The 19342-nt window shown below is 72.4% G+C and carries 19 protein-coding genes; 12 read left to right on the forward strand and 7 right to left on the reverse strand.

The features are described from left to right. Nucleotides 1-40: 40 nt before the first annotated feature. From murC to OG780_RS10675, 3 genes are all read right to left on the reverse strand, one after another. Nucleotides 41-1429, reverse strand: a complete 1389-nt coding sequence (gene murC, locus OG780_RS10665) for a UDP-N-acetylmuramate--L-alanine ligase (protein ID WP_328446994.1) — start codon at nt 1427-1429, stop codon at nt 41-43. A gap of 204 nt (nt 1430-1633) precedes the next feature. Continuing rightward, nucleotides 1634-2107: an indole-3-glycerol phosphate synthase gene (locus tag OG780_RS10670; protein WP_328446996.1), complete on the reverse strand. Its 474-nt coding sequence runs from the start codon at nt 2105-2107 to the stop codon at nt 1634-1636. Nucleotides 2108-2220: 113 nt separating this feature from the next. Next, on the reverse strand, nt 2221-3033 hold the full coding sequence (locus OG780_RS10675) for a pyrimidine reductase family protein (protein WP_328446998.1): 813 nt from the start codon (nt 3031-3033) through the stop codon (nt 2221-2223). Between OG780_RS10675 and zapE the strand changes: the two genes are divergently transcribed. From zapE to OG780_RS10700, 5 genes are all read left to right on the forward strand, one after another. Further along, nucleotides 3032-4177: a cell division protein ZapE gene (zapE, locus tag OG780_RS10680; protein WP_443062144.1), complete on the forward strand. Its 1146-nt coding sequence runs from the start codon at nt 3032-3034 to the stop codon at nt 4175-4177. The two genes, OG780_RS10675 and zapE, sit on opposite strands and share 2 nt — an antisense overlap. Nucleotides 4178-4388: 211 nt before the next feature. Continuing rightward, nucleotides 4389-5477: a slipin family protein gene (locus tag OG780_RS10685; RefSeq protein WP_328447002.1), complete on the forward strand. Its 1089-nt coding sequence runs from the start codon at nt 4389-4391 to the stop codon at nt 5475-5477. Nucleotides 5478-5568: 91 nt separating this feature from the next. Beyond that, on the forward strand, nt 5569-5913 hold the full coding sequence (locus OG780_RS10690; RefSeq protein WP_443062145.1) for a His/Gly/Thr/Pro-type tRNA ligase C-terminal domain-containing protein: 345 nt from the start codon (nt 5569-5571) through the stop codon (nt 5911-5913). Beyond that, nucleotides 5910-6119 (forward strand): hypothetical protein, encoded by a 210-nt coding sequence (locus OG780_RS10695; protein ID WP_328447004.1) that lies wholly within the window; start codon nt 5910-5912, stop codon nt 6117-6119. Before OG780_RS10690 ends, OG780_RS10695 begins: the two co-directional genes overlap by 4 nt. A 77-nt stretch (nt 6120-6196) precedes the next feature. Next, on the forward strand, nt 6197-6949 hold the full coding sequence (locus tag OG780_RS10700; protein WP_328447006.1) for a peptidyl-tRNA hydrolase: 753 nt from the start codon (nt 6197-6199) through the stop codon (nt 6947-6949). A gap of 9 nt (nt 6950-6958) precedes the next feature. Here OG780_RS10700 and OG780_RS10705 read toward each other — a convergent pair whose 3' ends face one another. After that, complete coding sequence (locus OG780_RS10705) at nt 6959-7432, reverse strand: hypothetical protein (RefSeq protein ID WP_328447008.1); 474 nt, start codon at nt 7430-7432, stop codon at nt 6959-6961. Between the two features lie 290 nt (nt 7433-7722). Here OG780_RS10705 and OG780_RS10710 point away from each other — a divergent pair, with 290 nt between their 5' ends. Together OG780_RS10710 and OG780_RS10715 are read left to right on the forward strand one after the other, a co-directional pair. Further along, nucleotides 7723-7953 carry a DUF397 domain-containing protein gene (locus OG780_RS10710; protein WP_326784952.1) on the forward strand — a complete coding sequence of 77 codons (231 nt, stop codon included), beginning with the start codon at nt 7723-7725 and terminating at the stop codon, nt 7951-7953. A gap of 129 nt (nt 7954-8082) precedes the next feature. Then, nucleotides 8083-9006, forward strand: coding sequence for a helix-turn-helix domain-containing protein (locus OG780_RS10715; RefSeq protein WP_328447010.1), 924 nt, complete (start codon nt 8083-8085; stop codon nt 9004-9006). Between the two features lie 114 nt (nt 9007-9120). On the opposite strand, the gene OG780_RS10720 is transcribed toward OG780_RS10715, so the two are convergent. After that, entirely contained in the window at nt 9121-9939 is an 819-nt protein-coding gene (locus OG780_RS10720) for an SAM-dependent methyltransferase (RefSeq protein ID WP_328447012.1), read from the reverse strand. A 395-nt stretch (nt 9940-10334) separates the two neighbouring features. Between OG780_RS10720 and OG780_RS10725 the strand changes: the two genes are divergently transcribed. From OG780_RS10725 to OG780_RS10740, 4 genes are all read left to right on the forward strand, one after another. Then, on the forward strand, nt 10335-11825 hold the full coding sequence (locus tag OG780_RS10725) for a DUF692 domain-containing protein (protein ID WP_328447015.1): 1491 nt from the start codon (nt 10335-10337) through the stop codon (nt 11823-11825). Between the two features lie 315 nt (nt 11826-12140). After that, nucleotides 12141-12908, forward strand: a complete 768-nt coding sequence (locus OG780_RS10730; RefSeq protein WP_328447017.1) for a DUF4142 domain-containing protein — start codon at nt 12141-12143, stop codon at nt 12906-12908. Nucleotides 12909-13136: 228 nt separating this feature from the next. Then, nucleotides 13137-13910 carry a TIGR04222 domain-containing membrane protein gene (locus tag OG780_RS10735; RefSeq protein ID WP_328447019.1) on the forward strand — a complete coding sequence of 258 codons (774 nt, stop codon included), beginning with the start codon at nt 13137-13139 and terminating at the stop codon, nt 13908-13910. Nucleotides 13911-14104: 194 nt separating this feature from the next. After that, entirely contained in the window at nt 14105-15694 is a 1590-nt protein-coding gene (locus OG780_RS10740; RefSeq protein WP_328447021.1) for an alpha/beta hydrolase, read from the forward strand. 87 nt (nt 15695-15781) lie between these two features. Here the strand turns inward: OG780_RS10740 and hemQ are convergent, their stop codons facing one another. Both hemQ and hemG read right to left on the reverse strand, forming a co-directional pair. Beyond that, nucleotides 15782-16513 carry a hydrogen peroxide-dependent heme synthase gene (gene hemQ / locus OG780_RS10745; RefSeq protein ID WP_326784959.1) on the reverse strand — a complete coding sequence of 244 codons (732 nt, stop codon included), beginning with the start codon at nt 16511-16513 and terminating at the stop codon, nt 15782-15784. A gap of 4 nt (nt 16514-16517) precedes the next feature. Further along, nucleotides 16518-18002: a protoporphyrinogen oxidase gene (gene hemG / locus OG780_RS10750; RefSeq protein ID WP_328447024.1), complete on the reverse strand. Its 1485-nt coding sequence runs from the start codon at nt 18000-18002 to the stop codon at nt 16518-16520. A gap of 276 nt (nt 18003-18278) precedes the next feature. Between hemG and OG780_RS10755 the strand changes: the two genes are divergently transcribed. Further along, nucleotides 18279-19319, forward strand: coding sequence for a DUF4349 domain-containing protein (locus OG780_RS10755; RefSeq protein ID WP_328458037.1), 1041 nt, complete (start codon nt 18279-18281; stop codon nt 19317-19319). Nucleotides 19320-19342 lie beyond the last annotated feature (23 nt).

Consider the following 19342-nt stretch of genomic DNA (forward strand, 5'->3'; position numbering starts at 1 on the left):
CAACCCCTCACGTTCAAGGAGGCCCACTGAGGGGCCACGGTCACTCGGCCAGGCGGGCGAGGATCTCGGGTCCGAGATCCGTCACGTCGCCGGCGCCCATGGTGAGAACGAGATCACCGGGCTTCGTCATTCCCGCGACGGCGGACGGGACCTCGGCCTTGTCGTGGACCGGCGTCACCTCCGCGCCCGCGGTCCGCGCGGCCTGGATGATCAGCTCGCTGGTGATCCCGGGGATCGGGTCCTCGCGGGCCGGGTAGATGTCCAGGACGACCGAGGCGTCCGCCAGCGACAGGGCCTCGCCCATCTCCTTGCCCAGCTCCTGGGTGCGGGAGAACAGGTGCGGCTGGAAGACCACGAGGATGCGGCCCGAGGTGCCGGCGCGCATGGCCTCCAGGTCGGCGGTCATCTCGGTCGGGTGGTGCGCGTAGGAGTCGACGACCTGGACGCCGGCCGCCTCGCCCTTGAGCTGGAGGCGGCGCTTCACGCCGGTGTACGAGGCGAGCGCGGGGGCCAGCTCGGCGGCCGGGATGCCCAGGGCGACCCCCGCGGCCAGCGCCGCCACGGCGTTGTGCGCGTAGTGGCGGCCGGGGACCGAGACCGCGAAGGTCAGCTCGGCGCCGTCCAGCAGGACCGTCACCTCGCTCTTCAGGCCCTGCGGGACCACGGAGAGCACCCGGACGTCCGCGTCGGCGGACTCGCCGTACGTCACGACGCGCACCCCACGGCCGGTGACACGGCGGGTCAGCTCGCGGGCGCCCTCGTGGTCCGCCGAGATCACCAGCGTGCCGCCCTCGGTGACGCGGTCCACGAACGTCTCGAAGGACTCGTAGATCTCTTCCATCGACGCGTAGTTGGCGTGGTGGTCGAGTTCGACGTTGAGGATGATCGCGACCTCGGGCGCGTACTTGTGGAAGCTGCGGTCCGACTCGTCGGCCTCGGCGACGAAGATCTCGCCCTCGCCGTGCAGGGCGTTCGAACCGGGGGCGTCGAGGTCGCCGCCGATGGCGTACGACGGGGCGAGGCCGAGCGAGGACAGGGACACGGCCAGCATCGAGGTGGTGGTCGTCTTGCCGTGCGTGCCGGCGACCGCGATCGGGCGCAGGCCGTCCATCAGCCGGGCGAGGGCGTCCGAGCGGTGGACGACCGGGATGCCGAGCTCGGCCGCGCGGGCGAGCTCCGGGTTGTCCGCGCGGATCGCGGAGGAGACCACGACACAGGTGGCGTCGGGGGCGAGGCGGCCGGCCGCGTGCCCGATGTGGACCGTGGCGCCCAGCGCGCGCAGCGCCTCGGCGGTGGCGGACTCCTTCGCGTCGCTGCCCGCCACCTGGGCTCCACGCTGCGCGAGGATCTTCGCGATGCCCGACATCCCGGCGCCGCCGATGCCGATGAAGTGCGGTCGGTCCATCGCGGTAGGAAGGCCGGGTGCCATGCGTGTATCTCCCCAAGATCCGGTACGAAGGTGGGCGCGTTCTCCCGAGGGGAACGCGGGCCCAGCCTATTGGGTGCGACGGACAGCGCCTCACAAGGGACACCGGCGGACGGGCCCGGGCGCCCGGGGACTCGCGCCCGGGCCGCTCTCATGTCCCCGGAACCGGGAGCCCGCTCACGCCGGTCCCCGGCACCGGGAGCCGGCTCACGCCTTGCTGTGCGAGAACAGCTTCAGGACCGGCACGCCCACCTTGTGGCGGGCCCGGGAGGCCCAGTCGCGGTGGAAGAACTCCTCCACGTAGTGGGGGTCGGTCAGCACGATGACCTCGTCGGCCTCCACCTCGTCGACCAAGGTCTTCAGCGCGTCGAGGGGGTGGTCCTCGATGAGCCGGCCCTCGGCGGTGCTGCCGGAACCGCGCAGCGCCACCAGCGACACCTCCAGCGCCCGTTCGCCCTGGCTCGCGGCCTCCTCGCCCTCCGGCGTCTCGCCCTCGCGGGTCGCCTCGTCGAGCTCGCCCATCGCGACGTCGTCGATGGCCCGCAGCAGCCGGTCCGCCTGGTCGCCCCGGGGCTGGAGGAGCACGTGGAAGGCGACCGTCTCGTCACCGTGCAAGGTGGTGACGAACTCCACGTCGGCGGACGTCAGGGCCTTCTCGATCATCAATACGCTCGTGAACACGACAGGCGCCCTTCTCGTCCGTGGGCCGTCCCGGCCCCCTGCGGAAACCATCCTGCCCCGTGACAGCACGGGTACTGCGCGAATTAGTGTGCCCGGTCGAAGAGAAACGGAATCTACTGTTCCGACTGTCGGTCGGACCGACCGTACCGGCTGTACAGGAACCCGGCCTCTTCCAGCAGGGACACCAGTCCGAACTGCTGGGGAACCGGCACCGAGGGCCCTCCCGCGATCCGCTGGGCGTCACCCGCGGCGAGCATCGGGGCCAGCGTCAGACACATCTCGTCCAGGACACCGGCCGCGATCAGCTGGCCCAGCAGCCGCGGCCCGCCCTCGGTCAGCAGCCTGGTGTGCCCGAGGTCGCCCAGGGCCCGTACGGCACGCGCGGGATCGATCCCCATGCCGTCCCCGGCGATCACCACCCGCGCACCCGCCCGCTCGGCCTCGGCGACCCGGTCCGGTGCCGCCGCGGCACCGGTAAGCACCAGCGTGGGCACCAGGGGCGAGGTGAACAGCGGCAGCGAGAAGTCCAGGTCGAGGCTCGCCGTGACCACCGCGATCGCGGGCGCGGGGCCCTGCCCGGCGGCCTCCCGCAGCGCCGCGAAGGCCTCACGCGCGCGGGCCGGCCGGTAGCCCTCCTGCCGCACCGTCTCCGCGCCGACGACCACGACGTCCGCGAGCCCCCGGAGCACACCGAAGATCCTCATGTCGGTGGCGTTCGAGATGGGCTGCGAGCGCCCGTCGTGCTGGGCGGCGCCGTCGAGCGTGGAGACCATGTTGGCCCGGAGCCAGGGCCACCGGACCTCGGGATAGGCGTACGCCTCCGCCAGTTCCCCGAGCTCCCACTCGCGTTCCGTCGCATCCGCTTCCAAGGCCTTGCCAGAAGCCTCGGCTGCTGTTTCGTAGGTCACAGGGAACAGGCGTCGCATGACGTGCAGTCTGGCACGGCGCATAGAGTGGGGAACCGTGTCGTCCACCTCCACCGCCTCCGCGATCGACCCGATAGCCGAAGCGGCCCCGCTGTCCCTGTGCGCCCGCGAGCCGCACGTCGCCGCCGACCGGCTCGTCGCCGAGATGGTGCCGCCGCCGCGCTTCGACTCGGTCCGCTTCGCCACGTACATCCCGGACCCGAACCAGCCCAGCCAGATCGAGGCCGTGGGCATCCTGGAGGCCTTCGCCGGGGGTCTCGGCGGGGCGCACGCCGTGGGTACGCCCAAGCGGAGGCTGTTCGGCCGCGGCAAGGCCCCGAAGACGCCGGCCGGTCCCCGGGGTGTCTACCTGGACGGCGGTTACGGCGTCGGCAAGACCCACCTCCTGGCCTCGCTGTGGCACGCGACCCCGGCGGAGCCCGCACTCAAGGCGTTCGGCACCTTCGTCGAGCTGACCAACCTGGTCGGCGCGCTCGGCTTCCAGAAGACCGTGCAGACCCTCTCCGGGCACCGCCTCCTGTGCATCGACGAGTTCGAACTCGACGACCCGGGCGACACCGTCCTCGTCTCCACCCTGCTCGGCAAGCTGGTCGACGCGGGCGTGGCGCTCGCCGCCACCTCGAACACGCTTCCGGGCAAGCTCGGCGAGGGCCGGTTCGCCTCCGCCGACTTCCTGCGGGAGATCCAGGGCCTGTCCGCGCGTTTCCGCTCGCTGCGCATCGACGGCGAGGACTACCGCCACCGCGGGCTGCCCGAGGCGCCCGCCCCGTTCTCCGACGAGCAGGTCACCAAGGCCGCGTACGCCACCGACGGCGCGTCCCTCGACGACTTCCCGCACCTGCTCGGCCATCTCGCCCGCGTCCACCCCAGCCGGTACGGCGCCCTGACGGACGGGATCAAGGCGGTCTGCCTCACCGACGTCCAGCCCGTCCCGGACCAGTCGACGGCACTGCGGCTCGTCGTGCTCGCCGACCGGCTGTACGACCGCGAGGTACCGGTCCTCGCCTCCGGAATGCCCTTCGACCGGCTGTTCAGCGAGGAGATGCTGAACGGCGGCTACCGCAAGAAGTACTTCCGCGCGATCTCACGGCTGACCGCGCTCGCCCGCGACGCGAAGGGGCTCGTGGAGGGCGACGGATCCTAGGATCCGCCCTCCTTGCACATCCTCCCCGCGAAGAGCGGGGCGGCACCAACCGCACCCACCCTCCACGGGGCCCGGTTCCAGGCACTCCACCGAACGCCCTTCCCGGCGCCCCGCCCGCCCTCTTCCCCGCGGGCGGGCCCGCCAAAGACCGCGCCCCCGCGACGTAAAGTGGAAATATCAGGTAAATCGGGCGGCCCGGAAGGTGGTCCTGATGATCCAGGAACTCATCGCGGCGATCGCGGTGACCGCTTCCGCCGGTGTGGTCTACGTCGCGGCCGGTGCGAGGGTCGTCAAGCAGTACGAACGCGGCGTCGTCCTCCGCCTCGGGCGGCTCGCGGGGGAGGTCCGCCCCCCTGGCTTCACCATGGTCGTGCCGTTCGTGGACCGGCTGCGCAAGGTCAACATGCAGATCGTGACCCTGTCCGTGCCGGCCCAGGAGGGCATCACGCGGGACAACGTGACGGTCCGGGTGGACGCGGTCGTCTACTTCCGGGTGGTGGACGCGGCCGACGCGGTCATCAAGGTCGAGGACTACCGCTTCGCGGTCTCCCAGATGGCGCAGACCTCGCTGCGCTCGATCATCGGCAAGAGCGACCTGGACGACCTGCTGTCCAACCGCGAACTGCTCAACCAGGGGATGGAGTTGATGATCGACAGCCCGGCGATCGGCTGGGGCGTGCAGATCGACCGGGTCGAGATCAAGGACGTGTCGCTGCCCGAGACGATGAAACGGTCCATGGCCCGCCAGGCCGAGGCCGACCGTGAACGCAGGGCCCGGATCATCAACGCGGACGCGGAACTTCAGGCGTCCAAGAAGCTGGCGCAGGCCGCCGAGGTGATGTCGGAACAGCCTGCCGCGCTCCAACTGCGGCTGCTCCAGACGGTGGTGGCCGTCGCGGCCGAGAAGAACTCCACCCTCGTCCTGCCCTTCCCGGTCGAACTGCTGCGCTTCCTGGAACGAGCCCAGTCGGGACAGCCACCGGTGGTGACGGAGTCGCAGCGGGAGCGGCAGCCGAAAGCGCCGACCGCCGAGGAGCGGCAGCCGGCGGTCGAGCCCGTCGAGCCTCCCGCCCCGCCGGAGCGGATCAACGGAGTGCCGGAGGCTCTCGGCCTTCCGGAGGCGTTCGCGGACACGGACGGGCTCGGCATCCCGGACACGTTCGGCATCCTGGGTGAGCCCAGGGTGCCCGTGGAGCCGGAGGGACCCGAGGATTCGGGGAATCCCGACGAGTACGGGAACGACGCGGACCGGTCCACGACCGCGGCAGAACGCGCGGAGCCGGAGACACCCGCGGGGTAGCCCCGCGCGGACGAGGGGGAGTTCGGCCTCGGGTCGCGCTCCCGAGGTGCACGGTGGCGCGTTCCCCTTCCGGCTCGCCCCTACCCAACTGGTGGCCCTGTCTGTGTCCGGGGCGGAGACCGAACAGGTGGCCGGGCTGGTACGCCGCTGCCGCGACCAGGGGATCCGGGCCGAACTCGCCGCCCCGGACGAGGGCAGCCTGGGTGCCCGGGTGCGTGCCGCCCGCCTGGTCCCCCACCAGGCGGCGATCGGTCCCCGGGAGGCGGCCGCCGGTCTGATCGCCCTGCGCCTGCGCGACGGGCGCCGTCTCGACCCCCGGCCGGCCGACGAGGTCCTGCACCGCGCCGGGCGGCGGATCGCATCGCGCGGCGTCGATCTGCTCGACGGGACCGGCCGGGGACGTCGGTGCGCCGCTCCTCATAAGGTGGAGGCATGAGCGACGACCACTGCGCGACCGGCGGAGACGGGCCGGGCCTGGACTCCCGCGAAGCCCTCGACCCGGCGGCGGAGCAGGCCGGGCCGCCGTACGCGGAGTGCGTGCTGTGCCGTGAACCGACCGAGTACCCGGAGTCGTACAGGGGGATCACGCTGTGCCCCGTCTGCGCCTGGCAGGAGGCACAGCGCACCGCGTGTTCGGGCTGACCGGCGCGGGCACCGGCCGGACGGGCGGAACCGGACCGTCCGTCCGGAACGGATCTTCCGCCTGGCAGACTGGGGGCGTGAGCAGCGACGACCCGACCCCCGCCGACGACAGCCCGTTCCGTGACGAGCCCACCGTGCGCGACCAGGCACGGCAGTTCGTGCTGCCGCTGGTCGTGCACATCGAGAAGGCCGCTCCCCCGGCGCGCACCGACGCGCTGGAGACCGCGGCCCGGGCCGTGCTGACCATCCTGAGCGACGAGCGGTCGCTCGGGGACGGCATCTGGGCGCAGGCGATGCGGGACTGGCAGGACGCCCGGATCCGCAAGGTCGTGCGGCGGGCGCGCGGAGCCGAGTGGCGGCGGGCCGGGGCTCTGCCCGGCATCACCGTGACCGGGCGGTCCGCGGAGGTACGGGTTTTCCCGCCGGTACCGCTGGACGGCTGGCCCAAGGACCTGGCACGGCTCCAGGTGTCCGGTACGGATCTCGAGGATCCGGAACCCCCGGCACCGGTCGATCCGGCGGCGCCCGTGCTGTGGCTGAACCCGGAACTCGACATGTCGGCCGGCAAGACGATGGCGCAGACGGGTCATGGCGCCCAGCTGGCCTGGTGGGAGCTGTCGGAGAAGGAGCGGATCGCCTGGCGCGAGGCGGGCTTCGCCCTCTCGGTGCGCACGGCCGATCCGGCCCGCTGGAGTGAACTCAGCGCTTCCGAGCTGCCGTTGGTCCGTGACGCGGGGTTCACGGAGATCGCTCCCGGACTGACGGTCGCCGTCGAGGGGCACGACCGCGTCGGCGCCCTGCCGAAAAGCGTTCCGGATGCGGCGGTCTGACGGCGGTCCCTACTTCGCCAGCGTGGTGGCGAGTTCCGCCGTGACGCGGACGAGTTCGGTGTCCGGCTCGGCGAGCAGGTGCTGGAGGGTGCCTCTGTGGGCGCGCACGGCCTGGCGGGCTTCGCGCTCCCAGCCCACCCAGTTCTCCCGGCGGTTGAGGAGTTTGGGGTAGGCGGCGGCCGTGCGTTCCCACTGCCGGGCGTCCGCGATGTCCCTCAGAAGCTGGATTATCTGAACGCGGCAGGTGACCTGGGGGAGTTCGGCGAGTTCCCAGAGGAAGGGGACGGTGGCGGCCGTCGCCTGCTCCACGACGAATCCGTACTGGCAGATTCGTTCCCTCAGGTCCTGGAGTGCCGCCCTGGCCGTTGCCGCGTCACCCCAGGCGACGGTGTCGAGGAGGAAGGGGATGGCTTCCGCCGACCCCTTGGAGTCCTTGATCTCGTCCCACGGCACGCGTTCCAGATTCCCGAGTGGTGTTGCCATTTCCGCTCCCTCCGAAGGCGTCGGACAGTGACAGGTGCGCGGGCGGGCCGAGGGCCCGTCCCGGACGATCACGCTCCCGGGGGAGCGGCTGAGCCGACGTCAGTACACGCCCCTGGTAACGAGGTTGACGCCACGGCTATTATCCACGCTGTCAGCGTCTTCGTGCAATTGCACGAGAAATTGCATGAAGCCGGAGAGAGTTTTGGGCCACGTGAGGTCCGGCCGGAGCCCGCGACCGGGTGGCCGGGCGGACACACCCCTGGTGGAACGTCAGCAAGGAGAGTGCGTTGGTGCCATCAGTGCCGAACGGAGTGCGGGCGAGCTCGCTGGGCGCCTCCTGGATCAAGAGCAGGCACAGCAATGCCGAAGGCAACTGCGTCGAGGTGGCCGACCTCGGCGACGGAGGTATCGCGGTACGCAACTCCCGCGACCCCGACGGTCCGGCCCTCGTCTACACCCCCGCGGAAGTGGCCGCGTTCCTGGCCGGCGCGAAGGACGGGGAGTTCGACCACCTGCTCTGATCCAGGCGTCCGGTGCTCCGAACTCCGTTGAAACGGAACGATGATTGTCCACTTCTGTCTCCCCCTGCGGCAGAGTCCGGGGCAGTGCGATAATTTTGGCTGTCTTCTGCCGGTCGAATGGGAGTCAGGATGTCCGTCGAGTCACCCCGCGTCTCCCGCCTCGAACCGTATCTGAGCCGGGAGGAGCCCGCCCCTACTCTGCTGAAGATGCTGGTCGGCGTTCAGCTGGCCGGCGCCCGCGAGGACGCGGGACTGTCCCAGGAACAGGCGGCGCGTTCCCTGGGGTTCAGCGCGGCGAAGCTGTCGCGCATAGAGGCGGGCAAGGGCCGTCGGCCGCCGACGGAGGGCGACGTCCGCGCGCTGCTCGACCTGTACGGGACCGAGGACTACCAGGTGTCGGTCCTGCTCAGACTGCTCAAGCGCGCGGGCGAGCCGGGGTGGTGGCAGCGCTACGACAAGCGGCTGATGCCCGAGTGGTTCGACCGGCTGGTCGGACTCCAGGAGGCGGCCACCATCATCCGCACCTTCGAGATCCAGTACGTTCCGGGCCTGTTGCAGACCCCCGACTACACACGGGCCGTGGTGGAACGCGGGCTGCCGACGGCGCCCGCCGCCGAGGTGCAGCGCCGGGTGGAGTTGCGCATGCGCCGGCGGGAACTGCTGAACCGGGAGGACGCCCCTCAGCTGTGGGCCGTCGTCGACGAGTCCGTCCTGCTGCGCGTTCTGGGCAGCCGTGAGGTGATGCGCGCTCAACTGGAGCACCTCATCGAGATGGCACAGCGCCCCCATGTGGTCGTGCAGATCGTGCCGTTGGACGTCACCAACGCCTCGGCTCCGGCGATCCCCGTCACCTATCTGCGCTTCGGTGGCGTCGAACTGCCCGACATCGTCTACCTGGAGCACATCAGGAGCGCAAACTTCCTGGAGGACCGCGACGAGACGGAGGAGTACCGGGTGGTACTGGACCGGCTCGCCGACGAGGCCCTCAGCCCGCGCGCGTCCCTGGCGCTGCTGCGCAGCACGGTGGAGCAGCGCTACAACGCCTCGCACTGACGGGCCGTCACACCCGGCCCGGGCCGTTGCCGGCGGGTCCCGCCGGGCAGGTCCCGCCGCGCACACGCGAGCGGGTCCCGCCGCAGGCGCCGGGAGGTCGGAAGTGGTCCGGAACTAGCGGACCCGGCCGACCCCGCCGAACTCGATCCACTCCTGCGTGAGCTGGCGCGGCACGACGTCGGTGTCCGGGCGCCAGGTGGACACCTCGACCAGTCCGGGTTCGAGGATGTCCATGCCGTCGAAGAACTCCTCCACGTCCTTCTCCTGGCGGACCCGGCCCCAGTGCCCCTGCGTCGCGGTGTCCATGAAGCCGGTGACGAAGTCGCGGACCTCGGCTTCCTCGCTGACCAGTTGGCACATCACCATGAAGCTGCCGGGCGCCAGCCGTTCGGCGACGCGGCGGATCACGGGGAGCGGCCCGTCGGTCTCGCTGTCCGGGATGCAGTGGAACACCGAGTTGAACAGCACGGCCACCGGCTGCGAGAGATCGATCAGCCGCCGGGTGTCGGAGTGGGAGAAGATCTCCTCCGTCTGCCGCAGGTCGGCGTGTATGACGGCGGTCCGCTCGTTCTGGTCCAGCAGGGCCCGGCCGTGCACCAGCACCATCGGATCGCTGTCGACGTAGACCACCCGGGAGGTCTCGTCGACCGTCTGGGCGACCTGGTGCACGTTGTTCTGGGTGGGCAGGCCGGATCCGTGATCGAGGAACTGCCTGATCCCGTAGCCGTCCGCCAGCGTCCGGACCACCCGCTGGAGGAAGCGCCGGTTGTTCAGGGCGAGCGCGCGCGTGCTGGGTACGACCTTGTCCAGCTCTTCGCAGGCCGCCCGGTCGGCGGCGTAGTTGTCCTTGCCGCCGAGGTAGTGGTCGTACATGCGCGCGGCCGTGGGCACCGTGGCATCGATCGACGTGGTCAGCTGCTCGCCAGGCTGCATCGTTCCCCCAGATCAGTGTCGGCCGGCCTGACCGGCCCGACCGGCAATACATCTTAGGGAAACGGAAGTTGGCGTTACCAGCCCCCGAACGAAGGACGCGGGAGGGCTTTCAGGCCAATTGACGCCCTCTCGTTCACCGTTGTGGCCCGAAATGACCGATCGGCAGGGACCGGCGCCGGGCGTGAACCCGCGCGGGGCGGTCGTCCGCTGCCCATCCGCGTGACGCCGGGCCGCCGGGCGTGAACCCGCGAAACCTCAAATGTTGCTCTGAACGTCCGCCCCGGGGGGTTCGGTCCCGGCCCCCGGGGCCATGACCTGGTCACGCCGGTGCACCGGCCGTCGTGGGGAGCGACGTAGGGGCGGGGCACGGCCGAGGCCGTGACGGAGGAGGGGACATGAGGGAGCCGGGGCGGCTGGGTACGGGCATCGGGTGGAGGCCGGAGATCGCCGAGGCCGTGGAGAACATGGCCGGCATCGACTGGGTCGAGGCCGTGGCGGAGAACGTGTGCCCCGGTCATCTCCCCGAGTCGCTGCTGCGGCTGCGCGAGCGGGGGATCACGGTGGTGCCGCACGGCGTCTCCCTGGGCCTCGGCGGCGCCGACCGGCCCGACGAGGCGCGGCTCACCGCACTCGCGGAACGCGCCGAGGCGCTGGGCTCGCCCCTCGTCACGGAACACATCGCGTTCGTCCGGGCAGGCGGCCCGCTCACCGCGTCGCCACTGCTGGAGGCCGGGCACCTGCTGCCCGTTCCCCGCACCCGGGACGCGCTGCACGTCCTGTGCGAGAACGTCCGCGCCGCTCAGGCCGCGCTGCCCGTCCCGCTCGCCGTGGAGAACATCGCCGCGCTGATCTCCTGGCCCGGCGAGGAGATGACCGAGGGCCAGTTCCTGTACGACCTGGTCGACCGCACCGGTGTCCGGCTGCTCATCGACGTGGCCAACCTCCACACCAACCACGTCAACCGCGGCGAGGACCCCGCCAAGGCGCTCGACGAACTGCCCGTCGAGGCGATCGCCTACGTCCACGTCGCCGGAGGCTTCGAGCGTGACGGCGTATGGCACGACAGCCACGCCCATCCCGTCGCGCGGCCCGTGCTCGACATCCTCGCCGACCTCGCGTCCCGGGTGACCCCGCCGGGGGTCCTCCTCGAACGCGACGAGAACTTCCCCGGACCGGCCGAACTGGAGCGGGAGCTGACCTCGATCCGGGGAACGCTGGAGACGGCGAAGGCAGCGACCCGGGGAACGCGGGAGACCGCGAAGGCCGCGGCCCGGGCGGCGGAGCGGGGTACGGCGGCCCTGGTGGGCTGCCGGGCCGCCTCCCCGGCCGCCGGGGAGGCGGGGGCGGAAACGGAGCCGACGCGGAGTCCGGACACCTCGCCGACCGCTCCCGCGATCACCACGACGGCGTCCCGGACCCCGGGTGACGCCGAGGCCGCACCGGACGGACCGGGTTCACGCGCGGGCACCGACGACGCCCGTCGTCAGCGGGTGGCGCTGGCGCAGGCCGCCCTGCTGTCCGCGCTCGTCGCCGGGACCCCCGCCCCCGAGGGCTTCGACCGCGTCCGCCTCGGGGTGCAGGCGCGCGCCCTCGCCGCCAAGCGGGCGGACGTCGTGGCGAAGGTGGCCCCGGAGCTGCCGGAGATCCTGGCCGACACCTACCGGCCGGCGTTCCTCGCGTACGCGCAGCGGCGTCCGATGACCGGGGGCTACCGCCGGGACGCCCTGGACTTCGCCGAACACCTGCTGCTCACGGGACTCCCGGAGGACGCGGACACGCGGCGGCTGCGCGACTGGTGGCTGGAACGATCGGGTCCGGCCCCGCTGTCCGGGCGTCCCGCGGCCCGGCTGGCCCGGGCCACCCGCCGGGTGCTGCTCCGGCGCTGAGCGGGCGTGCCGGGCGGGTTCCCGCCGACGCGCGGCCGCGCGCCACCGGCCACGGCGCGCCGCCTGGACCGGGCACCCCGACACACCTCACCCGCGGAGTGTGCCCGGAGTAACACCTCCGCTTGTGAAGGTCATGTGTGCACCCCGTTTCGGTCGCTTCGGGGTGTTCTGGCATACGCGCGAACCGCCACAACCGATACCTTCTCCCCTCAGCCCGATCCGTTCTTCGTGTACGGCAGTTGGCGTAGAGCCCCCCGTAGCATGCCAACCCGCACCCGAAGCGCATTAGCGTGCGGTGCCGCAACAGGAGGCACCATGCGATCCGACAACCGCACCGGACTCGTCAGTGGAACAGGGCTCATCGTCGCCGCGCTGCTGGCGACCCTCGTCGCGCTGGCCTTTCCGATCTGGTCGTACGCGGACCGTGCCGGCACCGGCCTGGACACCCTGAACTCCCAGACCGTGCCGACCCCCTACGGTCCGCTGTCGGCCCTGGACCGGGAGTTCGTCACCAGGGTCCGGCTGGCCGGTCTGTGGGAGCTGCCCGCCGGCCAGCAGGCCCAGGAGCGCGGCACCACCCAGGCCGTACGGACGGCCGGACAGCACCTCATCGAGGGGCACACGTTCCTCGACGCCCGTGTCCGCAGCGTCGCCGCGCGGCTCAGCCTGGAACTGCCCAGCCAGCCCAATCCGCAGCAGCGTCAGTGGCTGTCCACGCTCAGCGCGGCGCACGGCACGCGGTACGACCAGGATTTCGCGAACATCCTGCGCGCGGCGCACGGCAAGGTGTTCGCCATGGTCGCCCAGGTCCGCGCGAACACCCGGAACTCGCTCGTACGGGATCTCGCCGACGACGCGAACACCACCGTGCTCGACCACATCAAGGTCCTGGAAGCGACCGGATACGTGGACTTCGACGCGCTCGCCGAGGACGCGGCCACCGCGAGCCCGCCGCCGCTCACCCGCTCCCCCGCACCGCCCGGCCCGGTCCCGTCCCCGTCGTCACCCCTCCCGGTGACCCCGTCCTCGGGCTACCCGCTCCCTCCGGCCGCCACCCGCCCCAACCCCTCCCCGACCTCCTGAACGACCGGCGCCGTCCGCCGACGCCACCGAATGGTGTCCGAGCTCGAACTCGACTCCGTCGGGTACCACCAGGCCCTCAAGAGCGGCCCGACTCATACGAGTTGAGCACGTGGGGGCACCGATTCGCCGAGGTCCGCGACAAACGGAACGTCACATACCGGGAACGGCTCCGTCCCACATCGTGAGTGGAGCATGGTGCCCACCGGCCACATCGCATAGAAAAACGCCATGTTCTGGGTCCTTCTCCTGTTCCTCGCCTGGCTGGCGGCCGGCGTCTCCTGCACCCGGCTGTGTCTGGCCGCGGTCCACGCCGCGTCCCTCGACGTCGACGCCGCGCGCGGGCACGACCTCACGCTGTACGAGGCCGCGTTCCTGTCCGGCGGACCGGTCCGGGTGGCCGACCTGACCCTGGTGTCGATGGCCCGCCAGCGTCGCCTGCTGCTCGCGCACACCGGCTGGGCCACGGTCGTCGACCCGCGCGGTCGCGACGACATGGAGCGCTCGGTCATCAGGGCGATCGGAGCCGAGGGCCAGTCCCGGATAGCACCCCTGCGGGCGGCCACCGCCGCCGCCGACTCGGTACGCCGTCTCGCGGACCGCCTGGTCGCGGCCGGCCTCGCCGTCCCCGACGGGGCCCGCACCGACGTCGCGGGTGCCGTCCGCCAGGTCCGGGCCGCCGCGGCCGCGGTCCTCGCGCTGGGCGTGGTGGCCCTGCTGCTGCCGGGCCAGGCCCCGGGCAGCGACGTCCCGGTGGCCGTCTGGTTCCTGCTCCCGCTCATCCTGACGCTGAGCTGTCTCGCCATAGCCCGGATCGAGGTGCACCCCTGCACCCGCTGGGCCTCCCCGGCCGGACAGCGGCTGCTCGGCACCCTGGCCAGGCACTCCGACGCGTCCGGCGACGACCGTACGTACCTCACCTCCGTCGCCGTACGCGGCATCCGCGCGATCGGCGAGCCGGAACTGCGCGCGGCCCTGACACACCGCGACCGCGAGACCTCCTGACGGGAGGGGGCTCACCAGCGCTGTCCGGCCCTGCCCGCGGACAGGGCCGGGTCCGCGGGCCCGGGGGGGGCTGGAAGGTGCTCCAGGGGGCGCATCGGGGTCATTGGCGCCGACACCGGCGGGCGGTGCTTTACTTCGCCGGCCGCCGCCCGAAGCATCCCTTCTGTCGCTGCCGTGCGCCGAAGGGATTCGCGATGAGAGCTGCCGTCCTCCACGGAACCGCGGGGTCCCTGCTGCTGACCGGCCTCGTCGCCGCTCCGGCGGGAGGCGCGCCGGCCTGGCCGAGCCCGTTCGTTTCCGCCGAGACGCGCGGCACCGCCGTCGCCGCCCAGCGCGCCGCCGCCGCGGGCATCCGCTTCGGCAGGTGTCCCAAGGAGGAGCATCTGCCGTCCGGCCTCCGGTGCGGCACGGTCACGGTGCCCCTCGACTACGCGCTCCCCGACGGCAAGCGGATCAGACTGACCGTCAGCCGGGTGAAGGCCACCGGCAAGGATCCGCACAACGCGAGGCACAAGGTGCCGCGCCAGGGCGCTCTCGTGTACAACCCCGGCGGCCCCGGCGCCTCCGGCGTGTACTTCCCGCTGATCGGCATGCTGCCCGCGTGGAAGCGGATCGGAGGCGCGTACGACCTCGTCGGCTACGCCCCGCGCGGCGTAGACCGGTCGGCGCCGCTGTCCTGCCGGGACCCCGAGCACCCACCGAAGCCGCTCCTCCAGGCCCCGGCGGTCCCCTCGGAGTCGTTCAAGAAGGCGCGGATCGCGGAGGCGAAGGCGTACGCCCGCGGCTGCGCCCGGCGTTCGGGCTCCGCCCTGCGCCACTACACCTCGCTCAACAACGCCCGTGACCTGGACGTGCTGCGGGCCGCGCTCGGCGAGCGGAAGCTGACGTTCATGGGGGCCTCCTACGGGACCTACTTCGGTGCCCTGTACGCGACGCTGTTCCCCTCGCACGTACGCCGTATGGTCTTCGACTCGGCGGTGAACCCCGACCCCGAGAAGATCTGGTACGGCAACAACCTCGACCAGTCGGCCGCGTTCGAGATCCGCTGGGCCGACTTCCGCGCGTGGATGGCCCGGCACGACAAGGTGTACAAGCTGGGCCGCACGTCCGAGGAGGTGCGGCGCTCCTACGAGAAGGCGCGGGCCCGGCTCGCCGCCTCCCCGGCGGGCGGCACGGTGGGACCAGCCCAGCTTCAGGGCGCGTTCCTCCAGGCCGGGTACTTCGACGACTACTGGCCGCAGCGCGCGCTGGCGCTGTCCGCCTATCTGAAGGGTGACCCGAAGCCGCTGATCCAGCTGGCAGGACCGCACCCGGAGGCCGCCGCCGAGCAGGAGAACGGCAACGCGGTCTACACGGCCGTGGAGTGCAACGACGCGCCCTGGCCGACCGACTGGCGCACCTGGGACCGCGACAACACCCGTCTCGCGCGGGCCGCCCCGTTCGAGACCTGGGACAACGTGTGGATGAACCTGCCGTGCGCGTACTGGTCCGCGCCCCGGCAGAAGCCGCTCGACGTCCGGACGCTGCCCGGGGAGCTGCCGCCGACGCTGATCCTCGCCGCCGAGCGGGACGCGGCGACGCCGTACGAGGGTGCCAAGGAGTTGCAGCGACGGCTGTGGGGCTCGGTGCTGGTGACCGAGAACGGTGCCGGCACCCATGGGATCGCGGGCGGCCCCAACACCTGCGTCAACGGCTATCTGGACGCCTATCTGCTGGAGGGCCGGCTCCCCGGGCGGAACGCGGGGTGCGCACCGCACCGGGAACCGGTGGCCCGGGCACACTGACCGGCTCCGGAGAAGCCGCAGGCGGGCGTCCCCCGGAGGGGCGCCCGCCTGCTCACGGGACCGTCGGACCGAACCCGGCCGGGACGGTCAGGCGAGGCCCGCGACCAGTTCGGCGACGTCCTTGCGGCGGCCGGTGTAGAACGGGACCTCTTCGCGGACGTGCATCCGGGCCTCGGAGGCGCGCAGGTGGCGCATGAGGTCGACGATGCGGTAGAGCTCGTCGGCCTCGAAGGCGAGGAGCCACTCGTAGTCGCCGAGCGAGAACGAGGCGACCGTGTTCGCGCGGACGTCGGGGTACCCGCGGGCCATCTTGCCGTGGTCGGCGAGCATCCGGCGGCGGTCCTCGTCGGGCAGCAGGTACCAGTCGTAGGAGCGCACGAAGGGGTAGACGCTGATGTAGTCGCGGGGCGTCTCGTCGGCGAGGAACGCCGGGATGTGCGAGCGGTTGAACTCGGCGGGCCGGTGCAGCGCCATGTTCGACCAGACCGGCTCCAGGGCGCGGCCCAGCTTCGTACGGCGGAAGAGGTTGTACGCCTCCTGGAGCTGGTCACTGGTCTCGGCGTGCCACCAGATCATGACGTCGGCGTCGGCGCGCAGTCCCGAGACGTCGTAGGTGCCGCGGACGGTGACGTCCTTGGCGGCGAGCTGGTCGAACAGCTCCTGGACCTCGTCGGCGTAACCGGCCCGGTCCTCGGGGAGCACGTCCTTCAGCTTGAAGACCGACCACAGGGTGTAGCGGATGACCTCGTTCAGGTCCTTGGCCAGCTTGCCCTTGTTCGGGATCCTGGCGGCCTCGGTGGTGGGGGCGTCGTCACTCATGGGGCTATTCTCCCGCGCCGCCGTGCAGGCTCTGCACCGGGTCGGCCCGCAGCGCCTCGAGAGCGCCGCCGTCGCCGCCGAGCCGGTCGACGGCGGCGTACGCGGACGCGATGCAGGCGGGGATGCCGACCCCGTCGTACGCCGCACCGCACACCGCGAGGCCCGGCAGCTTTGCGACGTGCTCGCGGACGCGGGCGACGCGCGCGTGGTGGCCGACCGGGTACTGGGGCAGGCCGTCGTCCCAGCGGGTCACCCGGGTCTCCACCGGCTCGGCGTCCAGCCCGGTCGCCTCCCGCAGGTCGTGGCGGGACACCTCGACGAGGTCGGCGTCGGGCCTGCCGAGCACCTCCGTCTCGCCGTACCGCCCGACGGAGGTGCGCAGGACCAGCAGGCCGGGGTCCTGGTCGGCGATCCAGCCCCACTTGCGGGAGGCGAAGGTGGACGCCTTGATGGTGTGCCCGTCCACCGGCGGCACCAGGAAGCCGCTTCCTTCGGGGAGGGTGACGCCCTCGCTGCGGTAGGCGAGGGTCACCAGGGCCATCGACGCGTATTCCACGGCGGCCAGCTCGGCCGCCGCGGCCGGGACCTCGGCCCGCAGCAGCGCGGAGGCGGCCGGGGCGGGCAGCGCCAGGACCACCGCGTCGGCGTGCAGGACACGGTCCCCGGCGACGACGCGCCAGGCGGCGCGGGCGGGCTCACCGGCCCCGGCCGCCGTGGTCCTGCGCAGCTCGGTCACCGGCGTCCCGGTGAGGATCTCGCCCCCGCGTGCCGTCACCGACTCCGCGACGGCGAGCGGCAGCCGGCCCACCCCGCCGTCGATGCCCATGAACACGGGGCCGGTCTGCCCGGCGGCGGCCGCCTTGGCCTGGATCTCGCGGACGGCCTCGGTGAGGGAGGTGTGCGTGCGGGCGGCGGCGTAGAGCTGGGGGACGGCCAGGCGCAGCGAGATGCGGTAGGCGTCGCCCGCGTACACGCCGCCGAGGAGGGGTTCCACGAGGCGGTCGACGACCTCGCGGCCGAGGCGCGCCGCCACGTACTCGCCGACGGCGATGTCCTCGCCCACCTCGGTGCGGGGCAGGTCGGCATCCCGCTCGATGCGGCGCAGGCCCTCTTCGGAGAGGACGTCCGCGACGGCGGACGCGCTGCCGGGGACGCCCATGACGTGGCCCTTGGGCATGGGGCGCAGGGTGCCGCGGGTCCACAGGGAGGCCGTCGCGGTGGCGGGCGGCTGGAGGCGGTCGCCCAGTCCCGCCTCGCGGGCGAGGTCCACGGCCTCCGGGCGGCGCGCCAGCATCGACTCGGCACCGAGGTCGACGCGTGCGCCCGCGATCTCGCCGGCCAGCAGCTTGCCGCCCAGGCGGTCGGAGGCCTCCAGGACGGTGACGCGCGCGCCCCGCCCGAGCAGGCGGTGGGCGGCTGCCAGCCCCGCGATCCCTCCGCCGACCACCACGACGTGTCCCGAACCCGGAGAAGTGTCCTCTTCGCGCATGGCTCCACCTTCTCAGACACCACCGGTGCCCTCCGTCGGGGAGTCCGGTGTCCGGCGCGAGCCCTGACCGTGACCGCATCGGAACCGAAGTCGTCCAACGTCCCGGGCCGCTGCGGCGTCGAAGAAGCGTCAGTCGTCACCACCTTGGGGGTAGACCGCATGCTCACACACAGCTCCGGACGTCCGGACCGGCCCGTGCCACCCGTCTCGTCCGTCTCACCCGGCTCACCCGCTTCACCAGGACGCACCGCCCGCCCGGCCCGGGTCCTCGCCGGGATGTTCCTCGTCACCGCGCTCGCGCTGTCGGGATGCGGCGCCGCCGATGACGCGGCCACCAGCAGCAGCGACAAGGGGTACGCGCAGGACGCCGGAGACGCGAAGGCCGGCCCCGCGGAGCGGGCGGACTCGGGTGCGGCCGGCAGCGGCAGCTCGGGCGGACGCAAGGCCGCCCCGCCCAAGGTGACGGTGAACCGCATCATCCGCACCGCTTCCCTGACCGTCGAGGTCAAGGAGGTGGCCAAGGCCCTGGACGACGCCCGGGCCACGGCCGAGAACGCCGGCGGCTACGTCGGCAACGAGACCACCACGCGTGACGGCAGGGGTCACGAGCGCACCCGCGTCGTCCTGCGGGTGCCCACCGAGCGCTACGACCAGGTGCTCGCCGACCTGGAGGGCGCCGGCAAGGTCGTCGAGCGGACGGCCAAGGCACAGGACGTCACCGATCAGGTCGTGGACGTGGAGAGCCGGGTCAAGTCGCAGCGCGCCAGCGTGGCCCGCGTCCGGGAACTGATGGACAAGGCGACCAAACTCAGTGATGTGGTGACGCTGGAAGGGGAGTTGAGCAGCCGGCAGGCCGACCTGGAATCGCTGCTCGCCCAGCAGGCTTCGCTGAAGGACCGCACGAGCCTGGCCACGATCACCCTCTCGCTGTCCGAGACCCCGGTGAAGAAGGCCGGGAAGAAGGACGAGGACCCGGGCTTCGTGGACGCGCTCCAGGGCGGCTGGGACGTGCTGGTCACCATGGTGCGCTGGCTGGCCCTGGCGATCGGGGCGCTGCTCCCCTTCGCGGTGGTCCTCGGCCTGATCGCCCTGGTGTGGATGCGTTTCGTGCGTCCCCGGCTGCCCCGCCGCCCGGCCCCGGCGGTGGCTCCGGGTCCGGCGGTGGCTCCGGGTCCGGCCCCGAGTGCCGCCGCGCGGGCGTCGGCGGTCCCGGTTCCGGCTTCCCGCCCGGCTCCCGGCCCGGCTCCGGTGGGCGAGGCCGCGCCGAAGGCCGCCCCGCCCGCCCGCGGCGCGGCCGCGGAAGGCGAGAAGGACTGAAGTGCCGGGCCCCCGTAGCGTGT

Origin of the sequence: Streptomyces sp. NBC_00386 (assembly GCF_036063235.1) — a bacterium.
GTDB lineage: Bacteria > Actinomycetota > Actinomycetes > Streptomycetales > Streptomycetaceae > Streptomyces.

Bases quoted from the DNA above. Each gene is read 5' to 3' on its own strand.
- hemG (WP_328447024.1), bottom strand. From the start codon at position 18,002: ATGCGCGAAGAGGACACTTCTCCGGGTTCGGGACACGTCGTGGTGGTC.
- OG780_RS10685 (WP_328447002.1), top strand. From the start codon at position 4,389: ATGATCCAGGAACTCATCGCGGCGATCGCGGTGACCGCTTCCGCCGGT.
- OG780_RS10730 (WP_328447017.1), top strand. From the start codon at position 12,141: ATGCGATCCGACAACCGCACCGGACTCGTCAGTGGAACAGGGCTCATC.
- OG780_RS10715 (WP_328447010.1), top strand. From the start codon at position 8,083: ATGTCCGTCGAGTCACCCCGCGTCTCCCGCCTCGAACCGTATCTGAGC.
- OG780_RS10725 (WP_328447015.1), top strand. From the start codon at position 10,335: ATGAGGGAGCCGGGGCGGCTGGGTACGGGCATCGGGTGGAGGCCGGAG.
- OG780_RS10705 (WP_328447008.1), bottom strand. From the start codon at position 7,432: ATGGCAACACCACTCGGGAATCTGGAACGCGTGCCGTGGGACGAGATC.
- OG780_RS10735 (WP_328447019.1), top strand. From the start codon at position 13,137: ATGTTCTGGGTCCTTCTCCTGTTCCTCGCCTGGCTGGCGGCCGGCGTC.
- zapE (WP_443062144.1), top strand. From the start codon at position 3,032: ATGACGTGCAGTCTGGCACGGCGCATAGAGTGGGGAACCGTGTCGTCC.
- OG780_RS10720 (WP_328447012.1), bottom strand. From the start codon at position 9,939: ATGCAGCCTGGCGAGCAGCTGACCACGTCGATCGATGCCACGGTGCCC.
- murC (WP_328446994.1), bottom strand. From the start codon at position 1,429: ATGGCACCCGGCCTTCCTACCGCGATGGACCGACCGCACTTCATCGGC.
- OG780_RS10755 (WP_328458037.1), top strand. From the start codon at position 18,279: ATGTTCCTCGTCACCGCGCTCGCGCTGTCGGGATGCGGCGCCGCCGAT.
- OG780_RS10740 (WP_328447021.1), top strand. From the start codon at position 14,105: ATGAGAGCTGCCGTCCTCCACGGAACCGCGGGGTCCCTGCTGCTGACC.
- OG780_RS10675 (WP_328446998.1), bottom strand. From the start codon at position 3,033: ATGCGACGCCTGTTCCCTGTGACCTACGAAACAGCAGCCGAGGCTTCT.
- OG780_RS10695 (WP_328447004.1), top strand. From the start codon at position 5,910: ATGAGCGACGACCACTGCGCGACCGGCGGAGACGGGCCGGGCCTGGAC.
- hemQ (WP_326784959.1), bottom strand. From the start codon at position 16,513: ATGAGTGACGACGCCCCCACCACCGAGGCCGCCAGGATCCCGAACAAG.